Source organism: Deltaproteobacteria bacterium (assembly GCA_019309545.1).
Taxonomy (GTDB): domain Bacteria; phylum Desulfobacterota; class Desulfobaccia; order Desulfobaccales; family Desulfobaccaceae; genus Desulfobacca_B.
The window spans coordinates 1-17,716 of record JAFDGA010000018.1 but is presented as its reverse complement, the minus strand read 5'-3'; the positions used below and the strand labels follow the sequence as shown (position 1 = coordinate 17,716).

The following is a 17,716-nucleotide window of genomic DNA, read 5'->3' as shown; positions in this document are numbered from 1 at the left end:
AGAATATAAACCTGCAACTCGAAGTCGGCAAGGGTTTAGTAATTATTTATTGCCTGTCAAGACCTTTCCTGGCTGCCTCCAGACGATCCTCAGGTGGCGATAAAGTAAAAAATGTCAGATTTTTCTTGGTTAGAGGAGTGGAATAAGCTTAGGCCTTGCTGAAGCTAATCTTCTCGGCGGCATGATTTTGTTTCTTCTTGATTAATTCAAGAATCTTGACTTCAAGGGTAGCCAGCTGGAATGGTTTTAGCAAATAGCCGTCCAATTCACCGACAATTGCCGCGGCAACGGTTTCCTCCGGGACTTCGCCGGTAATCATTAAAAATGGGATATTTCGGAATTTTTTGGAATTACGCAGCCATTTATGGAGTTCTAAGCCATTCAAACGGGGCATATTGATGTCACTAATAATGAAATCTATTTGGGTCTCTTTTAATTTTGCAATGGCTTCCAGACCATCGCCGGCTTCTTCGATCAGTTCCCGCACCCCTAGCTTAACCAGCATCAGACACAAAACTTCTCGGATAGCCGCCATATCATCGACTACTAAAAAATTCATCCCTTTAAACTCGGATCGAACTCGTTGATTCTGGCCGGGAGATAGGATTTGGTTATCGATTACCATCAGCCTCTCAAGCTAGGGTTTCACAAAGTTATCAATTATTTGTATCACCAACAATCTTATCGGCTGAGGGAAAAAAATAAATAAGGGTAAATTGCGTTTTTGGGGAAAAAATAGGTAGATCGGGTTGATAAAGTTCTGTAAAGTTCACTCGGGGGATTTAAAAGTTTAATTTATTCAGTTTAGTTAGAGGGGAGGTTGGGGGACTGCCGACCCCCCGCCCTCCCTTCAGCTTCCCTCCCAACCTCCCCTAAGGTTGTGAGAATGGGTTGGGGGAAACCTTTTTCTGACCTAATATCTAGTAGTGTGAGGGTTAAAAATTTCCGGACACAGAGCTATCAGCGCTTCTCGAGGAACTCGCCAGGGACGAGATCCCAGGCGCACCCCGTTTAATCGACCATCACGGATCATGCGATAGATGGTCCGGCGTGAGAGGTCCAGCAGCTGGGCAACTTCGTCCGGACGGAATAACCGTTTTCTGTTGATAAATTCCATAATTCTCCTCCTTTCAAATGCGTTTCTGCCTGCTTGGATAAATTTAGAGAGGCTGGTCTAGGTTTCCGATAACAAAATTTTTGGGTTATTTTCTAAGCAAAACTGAGGCCGATAACGACATTTTATAAGTATCAGTAAATATTATTAATAATAAATAAGCCACCAGATTCCTGCGAATACCCCTAGATTTTTAGGAGAGATTTTCCCTAATTTCTAGGGGTTTTTTTGATCTCTCTAGGGCTGTTCAGTTCTTTTTGTTGATTTTCCGGTTCCTTCCACCCTGACAATAACCGCCGAGCCGGGCGGATAAGGTAGCGGTCTGACCGCTCTACGGCATAAGTGATGAAATATCAAGCAGATTTGCAGTCAACGAGAAAATCTCCTGGTTTCAGTGACAGGAGAGGACATTTTTCTCTTGTTGGACATGATTCTTGAAACAGGGTCTGAAGCAAAGGGTGACCATGGAGGGGAAAATGAATCAGGACCGATTGTTACGACCGCGAGAGGTGGCTCAGCGATTAGGGGTATCGCGCTCCACGGTTTATCGCTGGTTTTGGGAGGGCAAGCTAAGAGGCATCAAGTTAAGCGAGGGAAGTCTACGGATTTTGGAGAGCTCGGTGCAGTTGATGTTGGAAGTGATCTGGTGAAGAGGAGCAGCGGATGGTAGGTGGAGAGGCCATTGTGGTGACCCTAGCGCAATGATTGTGCCAGATTATCCAGGCGTTCTGGTAATTATTAATGATTTCATATATATAAATCGCCACTATGGCGACAGTTAGGAAATCCAAGCGAGAAAGCAAACGGGAGCTTTACTGTGCCGAAGCCCAATCTCTGTATCTGGCCGGGAAGAGTGTAGAAGAGATCGGGAACATTTTGCCGGTAGCCCAGAGAACTTTAAAGAGTTGGCAGAAACAGGGTCATTGGGAAGAAAAACGGCAAGCCGCCCATCGCTCTCCTCGCCTGTTAGGGGAAGCGTTAAAAGGGGTGCTGCGCCAGAAAACGGAGAGGCTATTAGCCAAGGGAGATCTCCGGGCCGCGGAAGTAGAGGAGTTGACGAAATTGATCACCCTCATCGATCGGTTAGGCAAGCAGGCCTGGGATCTAAGAGTCGCAGCCCTGGAGGTAATGAGTCAATTTGTTGAATTTTTGCGCCAACAGGTCAGAGATCCAAGGGAGTTGCGATGTTTCTCACGTCGGATTCAAGAGTTTTTCCAAGAGTTGGAGGAGAAAAAATAGTCAGTTCGGAGAAGCGGACCGACCAGGAGCAATCAGCGGCCAAGCCTCCCAGGAGAAAGAAGTCGATGACTCTGAAAAGGAAGTTGACTCGGACTGAGTTTCGGCAGCGGGTGGATGAGATATTGATCCGGCTGAATCTGGAAGTGACCTCCTTCCTTCCCGAGACCGAGGGTCAGCGGGAAGATCGGCTCCAACGGGCGGCCCGGGACCCCCTATTTTTTTGTAAGACCTATCTGCCGCACTATTTTTCTCAGGCCCCAGCCCCCTTTCAGTATGAGTTAGTGAAGTTATTAGAACAAAGAGCAGTATTAAAGAGCCCGGAGGCGGAGCCGGAGAAGGAAGCGGAGGGAAACGACGGCCTGGCGACTGCGGTAACCCCGGTAGTGGTGGCGGCCCCCCGGGAATTTGCCAAGACGACCTTATGTTCTTTCGGGTATGTGCTGCATCAAATCTGCTTTGGCAAACGTCATTTTATCATTATCGGTAGTGATACCGAAGACCTGGCCAGCGACCTGACGGGATACATCTACTTGGAATTATTATACAATGATCGGATACGAGATGATTTCGGGGAACTGGTGAAGGGCAACCGTCCAGTCAATGATTTTGTGACCACAAATGACATTCGCGTCAAGGCCCGGGGGCGGGGGCAAAGGCTGCGCGGCCTCAAGCACCGCCAATGGCGTCCGGATCTGGTGATCTTGGATGACTTGGAAAACGATACCAATGTCCGCAACCCAAAAATCGTCCAGCAAATATTAAACTGGGTCAAGTCAGCCGTCTACCCGGCCATCGATGCCGGGGGAAATCTGTTTATTATCGGCACGGTGTTGCGTTGGCATAGTGCCCTTCACATCATGCTGACCAGTGAGGAGGAACCTTACTGCTATTTCGGGCGCCGCATCTACCGGGCCATTCAGGAAGATGGCACCTCTTTATGGGAGGCCAAGCACCCCCTGAAGAAGCTGTTGTTGGAGAAGCAATTGATGGGGACCGTAGCGTTCAATCGGGAAAAGATGAACGAACCGGTCCAGGAAGCCGGGCTGTTCCAGCAACAGTGGATCCATTATTACCATCCGGATTGTTTAAAGGATCGAAATTTAATTGTCACTGGATTCTTTGACCCATCTATTGAAAGCGGGGCCAGCGCCGATTACAAAGCCTGTGTCACGGTAGGTTTCGATTCCAAGGAAATGGTCTTTTATGTCCTGGATGCCTTTATTCAGAAGGCCACCTTAGAACACACCTTAAATATCATTTTTGATCGACATCAAGAATTTAATTACCATCTGTTAGGAGTGGAAGACAATCTTTTCCAGCGGTTGCTCCTCAAGGAGTTTGAGCGCCTGGGTCAGGAGCGGGGCCAGATTCTGCCCATCAAAGGAGTGACCAACCGGATAGCCAAGGAGACCCGGATTGCCGGTCTATCACCTCTGTTGGAGCGAGGTAAGATCCGGTTTATCCGAGGACATTCCGATCAGGAACTTTTAATCGAGCAATTGCTTTATTTTCCTTCGGCGTCGATCCATGATGATGGCCCTGACGCGTTGGAAGGAGCTATCCGGCTGGCCCAGAGATTGCCGGTAGGGTTGCCCCGTTATGCGCCGCTGCAGAAGCGGGCCTTTGGGAGCAGAGGAGCGTACTGAGTTTTCAGTTTCCTGGTTTCTGTACCAGTTTCAAAGCAAGTCTGAAGGAAGTTTACCAGTCCACCAATGATTGCAAGGATCAGGGTTTGATTATGGCCTTAAAGGATTTTTTCAGTTGGGTCGCCCACCGAGGGCGAAGGTTAGATAAGAAAAAGGTGAGTCCGGTGACTGAGGAAATCGCCGCGGTCAATTTACAGGACCGATGGAGCACTTATCCCAGTGCCGGTCTGACGCCGGAGCGTTTGGTAGCTATCTTCCGGGAGGCAGATTACGGGGATATTTACCGTCAGGCCGAACTCTTTGAAGAGATGGAAGAAAAAGACCCGCATCTGGCGGGTATTCTGCAAACCCGCAAACTGGCAGTGTTGAGCCTTGATTACGACATCTTGCCTTATAGCGATACGCCTCAGGATCGACAGATTGCCGGATTTGTAGGGGATATTATCTTTGGGTTGGACGATTTTGAGGACACCCTGCTTGATCTGCTCGATGCCATCGGCAAGGGCATTGCGGTCAGCGAAATCTTCTGGGACGTCGTGGATAATCGGGCGGTGGTTAGCGGATTGCGCTGGATAAACCAGAAAAAACTCTGCTTTTCCGACAGCTTAACGCCTCGGATTCTTACTGATCAGGAGCGTTGGCGGGGGATTGAGCCGCCGGAATGGAAGATCATCTATCATCGTTACAAAGCTCGCAGTGGCTACGATACCCGGGCCGGGATGCTGCGAGTTGTGGCCTGGATGTATCTATTCAAAAATTATGCTCTGAAAGATTGGGCTACCTTTAATGAGGTCTTTGGTATGCCCTTGCGGTTGGGAAAGTATGAACCCTCCGCCAGTCAGGTGGATCGGGATGCCCTAGTAGCGGCGATCCGGGCTCTGGGGACCGATGCTGCCGGGGTGATCAGTAAGAATACCGAGATCGAATTTGTGGAGATTTCGGCCCGGCAATCGGGGCAAAATATCCCGTATTTAGTGATGGCGGAATTTTGTAATCGGGAGATGTCCAAGGCCATTCTAGGGCAGACCCTGACCACCGATACCGCCGGCAGCACTGGGACATATAGTGCTGCCAAAACCCATAATCTGGTGCGACAGGATCTGCTGCGGGCAGATGCCGAGGCCTTGAGTCGTACTTTGCGGTCTCAGTTGATTCAACCCCTGGTAGGGTTTAATTTCGGATGGGATAGGCCACTGCCCTGGTTCCGGTTCAAATACGCCGAAGAGGAGGACCTTAAGACCCTATCAGAGGTATATGTCAATCTGGATAAGATCGGTTATCCCCTGACCCAGGAACATGTGGCGGAGCGGTTTGGCATCCCCCTGCCGGAACCAGGGCAGAAATTAATCCAAAGCCAGGCACCACCTAACACTGATTAAAGAGGGAGCAATGCATAAAGAAATTGCATTAAGTATCGAAACTTCCGGAATCCCGGAGTGGATTCGGATATTGCCACTTGGGTTGATCAGCCTGGGAGATGGTCGTCCGGAGTTTGAGGTTGACCAGGAAGCCATCGACAACATCATCAACCACTTCACGGCGCGCGGGCTGGATATGGTGATTGACTACGAGCATCAGACTTTGGAAGGCGGTCAGGCCCCGGCGGCGGGTTGGATCAAGTCCCTGGTGAGTCGAGAGGATGGCCTCTGGGCGCGGGTAGAGTGGACCGAAAAAGGACGCGACTACTTACATAATCGAGAGTACCGCTACTTTTCCCCGGTACTGACGCTCGACCGGGAGACGCGCCGGCCTATCGCCCTGCATCATGTGGCTTTGACCAATACCCCGGCCATCAATCACTTGCCGCCCCTGGTAGCCAAACTGACGATGGCAGCGGATGCCAGGGGAGCAGCGGAAATCAAGGCAAAGGCCAATGAGGCTCCAAGTCGACCAGCAGCCATGGGTATGGAGGGAAAGGGATTGGAAGATCAGACTGCCAGTTTAACCTTTGGGCCACTGGGCAGCTGGTCTATCCCTCGACAAGGCGCAATTGCCTGTAAGAATGAGGACGGGGAGATGGAAGGCCAATTAAAGGAGATACGGCCCCAAGATCCATTAAGGTTTTATACCGCGGATGGAACCAGAGCCGCCAACCAGATGAGCCGGGAAGAGATTTTAAGCGCCTTGGGGTTACCGGATACTGCCGATCGATCTCAAGTCCAGGCCACGATTGCGGCGCTTAAAAGCGGGGTTGCAAGTGCGGAGAGGCTTCAGGAAGAGGTGGCCAAGCTCAAGGCAGCCGAGGCGGAGCGGTCCTCCAAGGAGTTGATGGAGTTAGCCCTGAAATCCGGCAAGGTGACCCCGGCCCAGCGGGAATGGGCGGTAGAATATGTCCGTCGGGACCCGGAGGGGTTTAAAGTGTTCCTGGCCCAAGCTCCTAAGATTATTCCGGTGGGAGAGCAGTTAAATCTGAGGGAGGACTGCAAACCCAAGCCCACTCTCAGCTCAAGTCAGATGGAGATCAACCAGCTTATGGGGATAAGTGAAGAAATTTACTTAAAATATAATTCTGAAGGGAGGGAGTAAACATGGCGGCATTAACCGAGGATCGCCGATTGGAGAAGTATGCCGGAGATGAATTGCCCTATAAAGTAGCCGGTAATACTGTTATTTATGCCAATTCCCTGGTCTGCCTCAACACCTCCGGTTATGTGGTTCCGGCGGCGGATACGGCAAATTATAAATTCCTGGGAGTAGCAGCAGAATATGTGGATAACAGCGCCGGGGCCAACGGGGCTAAATCGGTCCGGGTATGGCGCAAGGGAGTTTTTGAATTCGGGGCCTCAGCCATGGCGATCACCAAAATTTGTGATTGCGCCTATGTGCTGGACGATCAGACGGTGGGGACCGCGGCTCAGGCCACTAATGATATTGCCTGTGGCAAAATCGCCGGCTTTAAATCGGCCACCAGTGTCTTGGTCGATATTGACATGCGATAGGAGGAAAGCAAAGCATGCGTGGATTAGCAAATCTGGCCGATATTTATCGCAGTGCCCGGGCCTTGTTTTATGAAACCATGAGCCAGGTCCCCGCCTTGTATGAAAAGGTAGCCATGGTGGTGCCTTCCACTACCAGCCAGAATGATTACAAATGGCTGGGGGAAGTGCCGATGATGACTGAATGGCTAGGCAATCGACGGATTCAGGATTTAAAGGCTTACAGTTATACCCTGGTCAACCAGGAGTGGGCCAACGGTATCACCCTCCATAAGAACGAGATCGCCGATGATCAGCTGGGAATGTTTACCTACTTGGTGAAGGCTCTGGCTGAACAGGCGGCCCATCATATCAACCAACAGGTTTTCGGCCTGCTGCCGCAAGGCTTTAGCACCGCCTGCTACGACGGTCAAAATTTCTTTGATACGGACCATCCGGTAGGGAGCGGCACCCAAAGCAACTTCGCGGGGGGGACGGGGACCGCCTGGTATCTGCTGGATACCTCACGGGTAATCAAACCGCTGATCTTCCAGAAGCGCAGTGAGGTGGAATTCACCTCTTTGGATCGGCCCGAGGACCAGGAAGTCTTTTTATCGGGACGCTACCTGTATGGAGCCAATTATCGGGGTTCGTTTGGCTATGGCCTGTGGCAATTGGCCTATGCCTCCAAAGAGACCTTGAATGCCACCAATTATTCTCTGGCTCGGGCGGCGATGACCGCGTTTACCAATGACGAAGGGGTGCCGCTGGGGATTATGCCCAATATGCTGGTGGTGCCGCCCTCTTTGGAGGCCGCGGCCCGGGAGATTTTACATGCTGATTTCATCCTGGGCGATACCACTGCCGGGGGCAGCAAAAGTAATATCTGGAGAAGCTCGGCCGACTTGTTGGTGGTCCATTGGCTAAGTTAGGTCAGTATTTAAAGATTTAAAACAAATTTCAGGGGCGTGAATAATCATGCCCCTTAACCAAGGAAGGCATATGGTCTGGCTTAGCAAAAATCATCTAGAAACCCTGGAACGGGTCCCCAAAGAGTATGAAACCCTTACCATAGCTGAGATGGCGGTCAGCCTGACTCCGGCGAAGATCAGACCGGAGGATATTACGGAAAATTTGGAAGCCCGGGGGGCGCTGCTAAGCCTGGAGGTCGCCGATATCCGTTTTCGCCTGGATGGCCAGGCCCCGGCCAAAGACGAAGGTCACTTGATGGGGGCCGGCGATTCAATGGTATTGTGGGGAACCCAGAATTTAAGGCAGTTTAAGGCGATTCAGGCGAAAAATAAGTCGGGTATCTTGAGGATTACCTATTTCTTTTAGTTTTAGTTGTCAGTTTCGATTAAAGCCGAGGCGGTGTCTGATCCAGACCGATAGAAAGGCCCCGATTCGGGGTTGTGAAAGTGGTCAGTAGTCAGCAACTGACGACGGGCAGCAAAGACGGACAAAAGGGAGGCAGGATGGCCTATTGCAGCCAAGATGATCTGCTGAAGATGATTCCCTTGGAAGAACTGGCTGAAATCACCAGCGAGTCCGGGGGTACGCCCGATGCCGCGGTGGTGGCGGAGGCGATTGCCAAGGCCGATAGTGAGATCGATGCCTACTGTGGCGTGCAGTACCTGGTGCCGTTTGATCCGGTTCCGGATCGAGTCAAGTCATTATCGGTGGACATTGCTTTGTATCATCTTTATTCCCGGCGGAGTGTGGCCCCCGTGGTCAGACGGCAGAAGTATGAGGATGCGCTGGTGCAGCTTAAGGCCATTGCCCAGGGGACCGCAGTGGTGAGCGTTTCCGGCAGCACCGCCACGTCCACCGGCCGGGAGGTGACTGAGATGACCAGCGAGGCGCGGGTATTTAGCCGGACCTACCTGGGAAGATGGTAGCGGTTTCATGGTTGGGCGGCAACAACCGGTTGAACTGTTCTGGACCGGGTTTAGCAACCATAGAGAAAGCCGAGACACTGGATAGAAAATGGCGGATTACACCATTAAAGAGATTGAGGATGCGATTTTAGCGGCATTGACCGACCGGTTGGGGTCCTATGTCAAGACCATTGAAAGTTACCAGGGACAGCTGGAGGCGGATCTGGGGGAGTTTGCCTGGCGCCTTCCTGCGTCTTTGGTCATGTTGAAGGACACCCAGGTTAGAAAAGCCGCAGCCCACAGTTATGACCTGAAACTGACCTTCAGCATTATCGTGGCCGACCGCAACCTGCGGGGAAATCAGCAAGGGCGATTGGGCAATACCGGGGCCTATCAGATGTTAGAAGATGTACGGTTGGCGTTGTGGGATCAGGACCTGGGATTGGAGGTCAATCCTTTTATGCTGCTCAGGGAAGAGGCTCTGATCAATAATCGCCAGGTAGCGGTGTTTGCCGCCGATTATCAGACTCAAGTGGTTGTAAGTTTTGGATAAGTTGGCAGTTTTGGTGGATGGTTTTGGTTTAGCGGATGGAATCATTGGTTATCTTTTAAGATTACCAACTAAAACTAAAAACCAAAACCCCAACTAGGGTTCGAGAGGGGAGCATTATATGGCCTGGTCTATTCGCAACTTTCTGGCCACTCATAATCTGTTGGCCGTTTCCGCGCAACAGCGCGAAGCCGAGATAAATTCCGCCCAGACGCTGGACACCACTCTGTTGGTTGATCTGCATAATGTCCTAAACTACTACCCGACCCGCTGGACCAACAGTGAAGAAGCCACGGGCAAGGAAGAACCGGATAGAATTTACGACCTGGGAGGGTTGACGCGCGGCAATGTGGAATTTTCCCGGGCCCAGCCGCAGCATTTTGCCTTTTTGCTGGCTTATGCCCTGGGGCAGGTAAGCACCAGCACCGCGGGAAGCGGCGGCTATCGGCATACCATCACCCCGATGGCCGGCAACCTGGACGTGGCCCGATCAAATCCGTCCTTCACTGCAGCCCAACGTCTGGGCCAACAGGTGATGAAGTGCCGTTTTGTCTCCTGTTTTGTCGACCAGGTCAAGGTTCGATTTCCCAAGGATGGTTGGGCCAAGATCAGCGGGGTTGTCAAAGGCACCGGCAAAATTGACGACAATACCTACTGGGAAACGGTATTGCAGGCTTATAATGCTACCAGTCTGACTCTGGCCAGCAATGGGGTGGCAGGCAGTACGGCAGCCGAACGGCTCAGTAATGTTCAGGCCATAAAGGTGCAAAACCCGGGCACGGCAGCCTGGGAGGACGTTACCTATACCGCGGTTTCTGGGACCAGCCCGGCGGTAATTACCATCATTGCCCCCGGCGGCACCGGGGATAATACTAATTACCGGGTTTATTATCTTCCCACCGAAGGCGGCTGGATGAATTTTCCCGAACGGGTTAGCGAACCCCCACTGCGGTCCACCCAATTACGCGTCACTCTTGGCGGTCAGTGGACCGGCAGCGCCATCCAGGGGGGGCATCTGCTGGCGGCGGAGTTGCGGGACCTGAGTTGGACTTTTATGAACAATTTAAATATCGAAAGCACTGCCGGGAGTGGCGCCCTTTATGCTAATCGGGCCTTTCGCCGGGGTCGCCGCCAGAAGCTAGAATTTGATCGGGATTTCCGCGATTTTCTGATGAAACAACATCTGGCCGATAATGACACCCTGGTAGTGCATCTCAAATCTGAAGGCCCCGAGTACGCGCCTGGATATAAATACACGGTGGAGATTGTCTTTCCTAAAGTAGGAATTGTGGCGGTGCCGACGCGGGTGGCGGAACGGCGCTTGGCAGAGAGCATCGAATTTGCGGTGCTGGAGGACGACAGCCTGGGATCAGTGATAGTTTATGTCCAAAATCAGGTCTCGGGTTATGGTCGATAATCAGTTGTCATTAACCAGTGGTCAGTAGTCAGTGACTGAAAATTGATGGCTGCTTTACAAAGGGAAGGATATGGGCAGAAAACTTGCTGATGAGCCACAGACTTTGCGGGTCCGGGATCCGATTTCGGGAACGGTGATCACTCTGTATTATCGGATTCCGACTTCAGAAGAACGAGTGGCCTACCAGACCTCGGCTTTCCGGATCGAAGGCCAACGCCGGCAATTACGTTTAGGCGAAACCAGGCTTAAATTTGGCCTGGAGATTATGACCGGCTTTGCCCCGGGAGATTTTTACGTGATTAAAGATGGTCAGGAAGTGCCCTTGGATGCCGCGACGGATTCGGATTGGAAGGAACAGCTGGCCCGTCATGCCCCGGATTTGATCTCTTTTTTGGGGCAATATGTCTTTGAGGGGTTAAGAGCGGAATCGGCCGGGAGTCCCAACTGGGGGGAATAACCCCCGGCGCAGCCAGGGACGGCTGTGCCCTAAACAACGGCGATGGCAACATGATTACCGACCTCATCAGGGAAATCGGAGCAATTGTCTCCGGTCGGCTATGTACCGAGGCCCAGCGCCAGAAATGTCAGCAGGAGGACCAGGGATTTTCAGAGTGGGCCTGTAGCCAGTGTCGGGAGTATATCCCTGTCGAGCGGATCTCCCCCTGGACCTGGCACTTATTATTTCTTTACCAACTCCAAAGCGCAGGCTATCCTTTCCAGGCCAATGACCTAAGTTTAGAGACCTGGATGTTATTGGGGCTGTTCAGGCGGATTATCAATAGTCAGCGACTAGTTAAAAATTCCCCGAGTTCCGACCGTCACACAACCGCCTAATTAGGCTTGGACAAGGATTTAAAAGGATTGATTATGGCGAAGCGAACTTACCCGAAAGATTCCTGGGGCAAATTCAAAGAAGCCGAAATGGTCAGTAACTATCAGGAATCTCAGGAGCATATAAACGATCTTAACGATTCTTACAGCGAGGCCCGACTGCAAAGCTGGCAAGAGGAAATAAGCCAATTGCAAGGATTCTGGGAGGATATGGCCCAAGATTGGGAAGGCACCCTGAACTCGATGGAAAGCATGGCCGGCCAAAAATTTGCTCAGATCGCCGACCAAGCCGTGGATACCACCAAGACGATATCCGAGAGTTTGCACCAGGTGGTTCAAGACCTGTCCGAGAACTTGGACGATCTGGGAGCGGGGCTGGTAAATAATCTCAAGCAAGCCTGGGGACCCGGGCTGAACGCTTTTGGCAGCAATTTGGGCCTGATGGGAGATCTGGGCGGCGGCAGCCTATCGGGAGGAGTCAGTCCGGGTTTAGGATGGTTCCACCACGGTGGGGTAGTCAAGGCCCACCAGGGGATGGTGGTGCCGCCGTCTTATCTGGGGGGGATAACCAATCACCTGGAGGCCGACGAGAAACTAATAGTCGCCCAAACCGGGGAAGGCATATTGCCGCGAGACAGCATGGCCCGCCTGGGACAAAAGCACTTTGAGGCCTTGCGAACCGGCCAGTTTGAGCGACTGGCCGATTCTAAGGTGGCAGCCGGTCACAACTATAAGATTCAGATCCAGGTACAGGCCTTGGATGGAGACAGCGTGGCCGGGCTTAATTGGGATAGGATTGTCAGTCGGCAGATAATACCCGCTTTGAACAGGGCCCAAAGCCGGAAAGTCTAGCAGTAGCCAGATATTACTTTAAAGAAAATTAGGGAACTCAAAGATGCCGAATGGGAAATTTGTCTGGACACCAGTGGGAGGGAGCCCACAAACCTATAATTTCCCGGTAAACTTTTCCTGGAATTATCAAGAGGCTTGCCACGACGACCATGATCGGCAACGATCTCTGGATGGAACGCTAAGAAGTTATAACCGGGCTTTAAAACAATTCTGGCGACTGGATTTTAGCTATATTTCTCCATCTCAAAAAGAGCAGTTCCGGGAGATCAAGCAGGCCGGGGTGGATATTGATTTCTACCGGGACGCGAATGAGAATCGGACAGGGGTTTTTGCCTGGGTGAATGATTTTGATTTTGTCGAGGTAGCCCCGGGTTATTGGTCAGGAACCATTGAGTTGGAAGAAATTTAGCTCAGGCCAAAACGCAAAGGTGCCATGAGAGACGCAACCGTAGAATATATCCAGGAAGAACGCCGATTACGGGGAGCCAAGCCTCTGGTCAAAGCGGTCCTCTATCCCTACGATCTGGATTACGGGTTGGCGGAGAACTCAGGGGATTATGTAAATACTGAATATGGTGGCGTGGCCGGCAAGTTGGCCATGCAGGCCGGATATAAGACCTCCGGGGCTTGGACCGGGCCGGTGATGCAGGCCCATACGGCCAATCTGAACCGGATGATCCCTAGCTGGAAGGACCAGGCCGGATACCTGGAGACCGTAATCAGGCTGCGGAGTGCAGCAGAATATGGTCTTGTCAGCAGCGCGCCTTACCAGAAACTGACTGCAGGCCAGGAGTATGATTTAAACCAATTTTTCCAAATACAGGTAGAGTTTGATGAAAACATCCGGGCCTGGGCGGTAGAAGAGGTCGGCAATGCGGATAATTATACTGCCTATGCGGTCGATCAGGCCCCAGAGAGCGGCTATCAGAGCTATGCCAGTGATGGGGAGTTTCCGGGATACTTGGAGGACCTGGGGTTTGAGGGGCAGATTCATTTGGCGGATAGCGAAATCATCAGCCCTGGCGAGATTGCCGTAGATATGGCCTTGGATTTCAGCGACTTAAGGGCTGGAACTAATGCTTTGGAAGTGGATAACCGGAAGCGGCAGTGGATCCCTGGAGGCGGTAGCTTCTATCTCCAAGAGCTGCCCTGGTATCGGAAATTTATCAGGCTTTATCATGGCTTTGAACTGGCCAACGGGTCTGTTGAGTGGCAGTTGGTCTATATCGGGAAGCTGCTGAAGATCAGCCAGATCGGCCATAGCTGGCAGGGGCGACATACTGCGGTGCTGGAGACGGCCGATTTGATCATGGAGGGTTTGCAAAAGAAGATCGGGGTGCCGGATGAGGACGGCACCAAGAGGCCGTTCATGCGGGGGTATTATCGGGACAAGACAGAGTTGATCAGCACGGATGAAGCGTTTTGTGATGAGCCGATAAAAAACGGGAGCGGCTCGGCGACCCTGTATATCGTCGACGACAGCAAGTATGCCGGGGAGATAGACAAAGTTTATCTGATTGAGGCGGAGACGACCGGGGAGCTTGGGACAGCGACCTGCAAGTGGTCGAAGGACGGCGGCCAGACTTGGGAGAAGACGGAAATTGTGACCGCGTCGGCGGCGGAGCCCTTGATCCTGGAATACGGCCTGGAGATTTACTGGACGGGCGGCGCCGGCGATGACTTTGTGGCCGGGGATCAGTGGGAGATCACCGCCCATGCCAAGGTTTATCACTACCGGGTATATGGGGCGCCGTTTCAGGAGATTACGGGGGTGTATCTGAACGATGAGGAAGTGACCGGGTCGGTGGCGGCGTCGGCGGAGACCGGGGAAATAACGGTGGTGGGGAAATCAGGGAGAGTGGAAGCACGGGTGGTGAAGGATGACACCAGGCATCCGGTGGATATCATCGAGGATATTTTGACCCAGGTGGGACTGGTGGATTATATCAGCCCGGAGCATTTTGCTCAGGCCCGAGCCGATACCCTGGAATACAACATTGGGGTGCGGTTTGAGGATTTAGAAGCGGCCCGCGCCATTCAGGCCATTGTAGCGGCGTGTTTATATGAATTCTGGGTGGATTTCGGGGAAATCAAGATCAGGGCGTATCTGGGGGAGGATTAAATACCCTCACCCTGGCCCTCTCCCAGAGGGAGAGGGGACTAGTGGAGTGTTTTGATGGGGCGGATACAGTGGGCCCGGGCGGCTCAATTTAACTGGACGTTCGATAATATGGGCGGCACGCCGCTGATGGAGGCGGTGCACGGCAACTGGAGCGGGGTAAGCAGCCAGACGACAGTGGCTCAGGATGGCAAGGTTTACCTTCAAGCGCCTCTGTTGGGCGGCGGACAGGTCTATTATCTGCGCGGGGTGTGGAAAACCAGTGCGGTGTTCCCCTGGAACGGGTTCTGGGCCGAGCCCGAGAGCGGAGATAAAACCAATTACTATACGGGAGGGAGTTTTAAGAACCAGGGGGACCTGACCATTATCACTCTGGGCACTTGCCTGCCAGCCGGCACCGCAGTCCAGGTTTATTACATCTATCAGACCGGAGAGCGGGGAGGCAAGTATGAGGCGCTCAGTTCATACCCTTGTATGCGCCCGGCTTATCGTGAAACAGGTGATTACACTTATGATTTCGCGGTGGACCGGATTCTGGATTTAATGTCCATCCTGCATTTTGCCGGGAGGGAACGGGGCCGGGACTACAGCAAGATCATCGAATTTTTGTGGGAGAGTTTTTATTCCCGGCAGGCCAGTCTGAGTTCGCCCTTAATTATGGACACCTTTGAGCGCGGGCGGTGGGATAAAGGCTCCTATCTGCTTTATCATGATTCGACTCTGGGAGCAGGAGGGTTTGAGAAATTTGCCATCGACCTCTATCCCGGGGATAAGGCAAAAGAGATGGTGAAGCTGGCCCCGGCAAAGGGATCGCGGGCCTTGCGGGTGATTATCAATGATTATACCACCAGCGACTTTTCGGCCTGGTGGGGCTATGGCATGAACTGGAGCCTGGCCGAAAGCCCCTTCAGCAACATTGATCAAGTGCGCTTTAGGCTGCGGGGGAATGGCACTCCCAGCCAGATCAGAAATATGGCGAAAACCAAGTATCCCGCAGGCGGGAACCCAGGTACAGCTAAACTCATAATTCATGATGGTTATCAAAGCGGAGATAGTTTTAAGTATGACATCCAGATAACCAAGGCAGGTGAAATCGGCAATGCGGAATTTACTTTGACCGTATATGACTATGAGGAAACTCAAATAGACCAACATGTCGAGATTAAAACCGCCGGCCGAGAAACGCCGATTGCATTGGGTAACGGCATGGCGATTTATTGGGAAGCGGGAGAAGGAAATGATTTTGAGGAAAATGATTATTGGTCTTTTTGGGTAGGCGATCCGGAGCATCATCCCAGGCGGCTGCAGGTGATCCTGAATGATTCGGAGCCGGGGGATGAGGATCCCTGGGGGGCAGAGCATTATTTTATACATGCGGTGCCGGACCGGTATGAGGAATTGACCGAATTTGAGGTGGATTTTGACCAGTTCTGGCGGATTGACAATGTCGTGGACGACCGGGACCGGCGGCGGAGCCAGTGGGGACGGTGGTATTATCCCGGCGGGAGCGGCAAGTGTCTGATCACTATCAGCGACCGGGAAGAGACCGAGACCATCTTTGAGGAGATTTTTTATACCCAGCGGAAAATCAGCTGGGTGTCCACCGGGACCATTTATTCTCTTGGGGTCTGGGTGGGGGTGGATTCGGCCCAGGTGGATTCGACCGGGCGGACGAATGTCAATTTTCTGATCAACCCGTCGATTGCCAATGTCAGCAGCCAGGAGATCCGGGTCAAAATCAAGGATGCCAATGACAATTATTTTTACAAAGATAAGACGGTGACGATCGGCGCCTGGCAGCGGGTGAGCATTGATTTTAACGATTTTATCCCGGAGAATGCCGGGGATGAGCTAACTCACCCGATAAATCTAATTGATTTCAGCATTGCCGGCAGCCCTCCCGATGCCGGCACCCTCCTGATTACGGATATCAAGTTTGACGACCATATGACCTTTGCCAGCGCCACCCGGCTACGGCTGCTGGAATTCAAATATTCTGAAATCCCCATGATTTTATCGCAGGCACCGGCCTGGTGGCTGGACGATGTAGGGGTCAACCTGGAGGCCGGGGATGACTATCCTTATGCGCCGCGGTTGGCGATCTCCTTGGGGCCATATGGCCAGAACGCCTGGCGGGGGCCGACCCTGGTGCATTATGCGCATCCGTTGGGGCCGTATCTGTTGGATCGGCATGATCTGAAGACCAATTATTTACAGTTGCACCGGGATGCCCAGGATGAGTTTAACGAGCGTTATGGCGGGATCAAGGGCCCGATAATGCCGGTGCACACCCGGAACGACATTGAAAACATTGCCCTGTGCGGCGAGGAAAACTTCGGAAAGTTTTGCTGGTGGCCGCGCTATCGGGATTACAGCAAGGTCATGGGCTTCTGGCACTTCAACGAGGCCCTGACCGATGCTTCCGGCAAGGGGCATGCCCTGACCTGGCAGGGCGGCGGGTCTCCGGTTTACTCCACCGGCATCTGTCAGCCCGGGGATACCTCAGTCCGTTTGGATGCCAGTCATTATCTTTCTCATGCCAGCTGTGATGATTTCAATATGGGAACCGAAGATTTTACCATCGAGGCGGTTATTAAACGCGACGATCTATCCAGCAGCTGGAGGGGAATTGTCGTTAAACGGGATAGCCCTTACATATACGGCTGGGGTTTATGGATTAACAGTGCAAATAAATTAAATCTGGAAATTGATGACGGCACACACACTCATCATTATCCTGTCCCTGATTTAATAATAGATGACAACCAATGGCATTATGTGGCGGCCTCGGCGGATCGGGACGGCAACGTAACCTTCTGTTTAGACGGAACTATTGGCACCTGTGTCTGTCAACGTCCCGGCAATTGCGACGGCACTTATCCCTTATGTATCGGTCGGGCCAGCGACAACAATTACCATTATTTTGAAGGCTGGATTGATATGGTCAGGATTACCAAGGGCCGGGCTTTACCAGCCACCGAATTGCAGGACAATTGGAAGATCATCCAAGGGAAATTAAACGGCAGCTCTTATCCGGAAGTGGGGCATGGCCTGGGGCAGTATTGGGCCTTCTACCGGCTGGCGGAATACTACTTTTGCAGCAATGACCCGGCGGCCTGGGAGATTTTGGAAAACTGGGTCAATTGGCTTGATACC

19 protein-coding genes are annotated in these 17,716 nt (G+C 52.3%); 17 read left to right on the top strand and 2 right to left on the bottom strand.

Translation table 11 applies throughout. The features are described 5' to 3' along the window. Positions 1-148: 148 nt before the first annotated feature. Complete coding sequence (locus JRG72_07250; GenBank protein MBW2135011.1) at positions 149-625, bottom strand: response regulator; 477 nt, start codon at positions 623-625, stop codon at positions 149-151. A gap of 288 nt (positions 626-913) precedes the next feature. Continuing rightward, entirely contained in the window at positions 914-1,117 is a 204-nt protein-coding gene (locus JRG72_07245; protein MBW2135010.1) for a helix-turn-helix domain-containing protein, read from the bottom strand. A 473-nt stretch (positions 1,118-1,590) separates the two neighbouring features. Here JRG72_07245 and JRG72_07240 point away from each other — a divergent pair, with 473 nt between their 5' ends. From JRG72_07240 to JRG72_07160, 17 genes are all read left to right on the top strand, one after another. Continuing rightward, positions 1,591-1,764 (top strand): helix-turn-helix domain-containing protein, encoded by a 174-nt coding sequence (locus JRG72_07240; protein MBW2135009.1) that lies wholly within the window; start codon positions 1,591-1,593, stop codon positions 1,762-1,764. Positions 1,765-1,882: 118 nt separating this feature from the next. Continuing rightward, complete coding sequence (locus JRG72_07235; GenBank protein ID MBW2135008.1) at positions 1,883-2,353, top strand: hypothetical protein; 471 nt, start codon at positions 1,883-1,885, stop codon at positions 2,351-2,353. Between the two features lie 65 nt (positions 2,354-2,418). Beyond that, positions 2,419-3,999, top strand: a complete 1,581-nt coding sequence (gene terL / locus JRG72_07230; protein ID MBW2135007.1) for a phage terminase large subunit — start codon at positions 2,419-2,421, stop codon at positions 3,997-3,999. A 92-nt stretch (positions 4,000-4,091) separates the two neighbouring features. Then, complete coding sequence (locus JRG72_07225) at positions 4,092-5,378, top strand: DUF935 domain-containing protein (protein MBW2135006.1); 1,287 nt, start codon at positions 4,092-4,094, stop codon at positions 5,376-5,378. Positions 5,379-5,388: 10 nt separating this feature from the next. After that, positions 5,389-6,525 (top strand): hypothetical protein, encoded by a 1,137-nt coding sequence (locus tag JRG72_07220; protein ID MBW2135005.1) that lies wholly within the window; start codon positions 5,389-5,391, stop codon positions 6,523-6,525. Positions 6,526-6,527: 2 nt separating this feature from the next. Continuing rightward, positions 6,528-6,938: a hypothetical protein gene (locus JRG72_07215; protein MBW2135004.1), complete on the top strand. Its 411-nt coding sequence runs from the start codon at positions 6,528-6,530 to the stop codon at positions 6,936-6,938. Positions 6,939-6,952: 14 nt separating this feature from the next. After that, positions 6,953-7,846 carry a Mu-like prophage major head subunit gpT family protein gene (locus JRG72_07210; protein MBW2135003.1) on the top strand — a complete coding sequence of 298 codons (894 nt, stop codon included), beginning with the start codon at positions 6,953-6,955 and terminating at the stop codon, positions 7,844-7,846. Positions 7,847-7,916: 70 nt separating this feature from the next. Further along, positions 7,917-8,252 carry a hypothetical protein gene (locus JRG72_07205; GenBank protein ID MBW2135002.1) on the top strand — a complete coding sequence of 112 codons (336 nt, stop codon included), beginning with the start codon at positions 7,917-7,919 and terminating at the stop codon, positions 8,250-8,252. Between the two features lie 137 nt (positions 8,253-8,389). Then, positions 8,390-8,812, top strand: a complete 423-nt coding sequence (locus tag JRG72_07200; GenBank protein ID MBW2135001.1) for a DUF1320 domain-containing protein — start codon at positions 8,390-8,392, stop codon at positions 8,810-8,812. 88 nt (positions 8,813-8,900) lie between these two features. After that, entirely contained in the window at positions 8,901-9,344 is a 444-nt protein-coding gene (locus JRG72_07195; GenBank protein ID MBW2135000.1) for a DUF1834 family protein, read from the top strand. A 118-nt stretch (positions 9,345-9,462) separates the two neighbouring features. After that, complete coding sequence (locus JRG72_07190) at positions 9,463-10,758, top strand: hypothetical protein (protein ID MBW2134999.1); 1,296 nt, start codon at positions 9,463-9,465, stop codon at positions 10,756-10,758. A 70-nt stretch (positions 10,759-10,828) separates the two neighbouring features. Then, positions 10,829-11,215, top strand: a complete 387-nt coding sequence (locus tag JRG72_07185) for a hypothetical protein (GenBank protein ID MBW2134998.1) — start codon at positions 10,829-10,831, stop codon at positions 11,213-11,215. Between the two features lie 50 nt (positions 11,216-11,265). Next, positions 11,266-11,592, top strand: a complete 327-nt coding sequence (locus JRG72_07180) for a hypothetical protein (protein MBW2134997.1) — start codon at positions 11,266-11,268, stop codon at positions 11,590-11,592. A gap of 33 nt (positions 11,593-11,625) precedes the next feature. Further along, on the top strand, positions 11,626-12,441 hold the full coding sequence (locus tag JRG72_07175; GenBank protein MBW2134996.1) for a hypothetical protein: 816 nt from the start codon (positions 11,626-11,628) through the stop codon (positions 12,439-12,441). A gap of 43 nt (positions 12,442-12,484) precedes the next feature. Next, positions 12,485-12,850, top strand: a complete 366-nt coding sequence (locus tag JRG72_07170; GenBank protein ID MBW2134995.1) for a hypothetical protein — start codon at positions 12,485-12,487, stop codon at positions 12,848-12,850. A gap of 24 nt (positions 12,851-12,874) precedes the next feature. After that, the gene (locus JRG72_07165; GenBank protein MBW2134994.1) at positions 12,875-14,563 is read left to right on the top strand and encodes a hypothetical protein; all 1,689 of its coding nucleotides are present in this window, start codon (positions 12,875-12,877) and stop codon (positions 14,561-14,563) included. Positions 14,564-14,617: 54 nt separating this feature from the next. Then, positions 14,618-17,716, top strand: a 3,099-nt coding sequence (locus JRG72_07160; GenBank protein MBW2134993.1) for a hypothetical protein, incomplete at its 3' end; no start/stop codon positions are given.

Excerpts from the sequence above, each read along its gene's own strand:
- JRG72_07250 (MBW2135011.1), bottom strand. The coding sequence starts at position 625 with ATGGTAATCGATAACCAAATCCTATCTCCCGGCCAGAATCAACGAGTT.
- JRG72_07245 (MBW2135010.1), bottom strand. The coding sequence starts at position 1,117 with ATGGAATTTATCAACAGAAAACGGTTATTCCGTCCGGACGAAGTTGCC.
- JRG72_07240 (MBW2135009.1), top strand. The coding sequence starts at position 1,591 with ATGAATCAGGACCGATTGTTACGACCGCGAGAGGTGGCTCAGCGATTA.
- JRG72_07235 (MBW2135008.1), top strand. The coding sequence starts at position 1,883 with ATGGCGACAGTTAGGAAATCCAAGCGAGAAAGCAAACGGGAGCTTTAC.
- terL (MBW2135007.1), top strand. The coding sequence starts at position 2,419 with ATGACTCTGAAAAGGAAGTTGACTCGGACTGAGTTTCGGCAGCGGGTG.
- JRG72_07225 (MBW2135006.1), top strand. The coding sequence starts at position 4,092 with ATGGCCTTAAAGGATTTTTTCAGTTGGGTCGCCCACCGAGGGCGAAGG.
- JRG72_07220 (MBW2135005.1), top strand. The coding sequence starts at position 5,389 with ATGCATAAAGAAATTGCATTAAGTATCGAAACTTCCGGAATCCCGGAG.
- JRG72_07215 (MBW2135004.1), top strand. The coding sequence starts at position 6,528 with ATGGCGGCATTAACCGAGGATCGCCGATTGGAGAAGTATGCCGGAGAT.
- JRG72_07210 (MBW2135003.1), top strand. The coding sequence starts at position 6,953 with ATGCGTGGATTAGCAAATCTGGCCGATATTTATCGCAGTGCCCGGGCC.
- JRG72_07205 (MBW2135002.1), top strand. The coding sequence starts at position 7,917 with ATGGTCTGGCTTAGCAAAAATCATCTAGAAACCCTGGAACGGGTCCCC.
- JRG72_07200 (MBW2135001.1), top strand. The coding sequence starts at position 8,390 with ATGGCCTATTGCAGCCAAGATGATCTGCTGAAGATGATTCCCTTGGAA.
- JRG72_07195 (MBW2135000.1), top strand. The coding sequence starts at position 8,901 with ATGGCGGATTACACCATTAAAGAGATTGAGGATGCGATTTTAGCGGCA.
- JRG72_07190 (MBW2134999.1), top strand. The coding sequence starts at position 9,463 with ATGGCCTGGTCTATTCGCAACTTTCTGGCCACTCATAATCTGTTGGCC.
- JRG72_07185 (MBW2134998.1), top strand. The coding sequence starts at position 10,829 with ATGGGCAGAAAACTTGCTGATGAGCCACAGACTTTGCGGGTCCGGGAT.
- JRG72_07180 (MBW2134997.1), top strand. The coding sequence starts at position 11,266 with ATGATTACCGACCTCATCAGGGAAATCGGAGCAATTGTCTCCGGTCGG.
- JRG72_07175 (MBW2134996.1), top strand. The coding sequence starts at position 11,626 with ATGGCGAAGCGAACTTACCCGAAAGATTCCTGGGGCAAATTCAAAGAA.
- JRG72_07170 (MBW2134995.1), top strand. The coding sequence starts at position 12,485 with ATGCCGAATGGGAAATTTGTCTGGACACCAGTGGGAGGGAGCCCACAA.
- JRG72_07165 (MBW2134994.1), top strand. The coding sequence starts at position 12,875 with ATGAGAGACGCAACCGTAGAATATATCCAGGAAGAACGCCGATTACGG.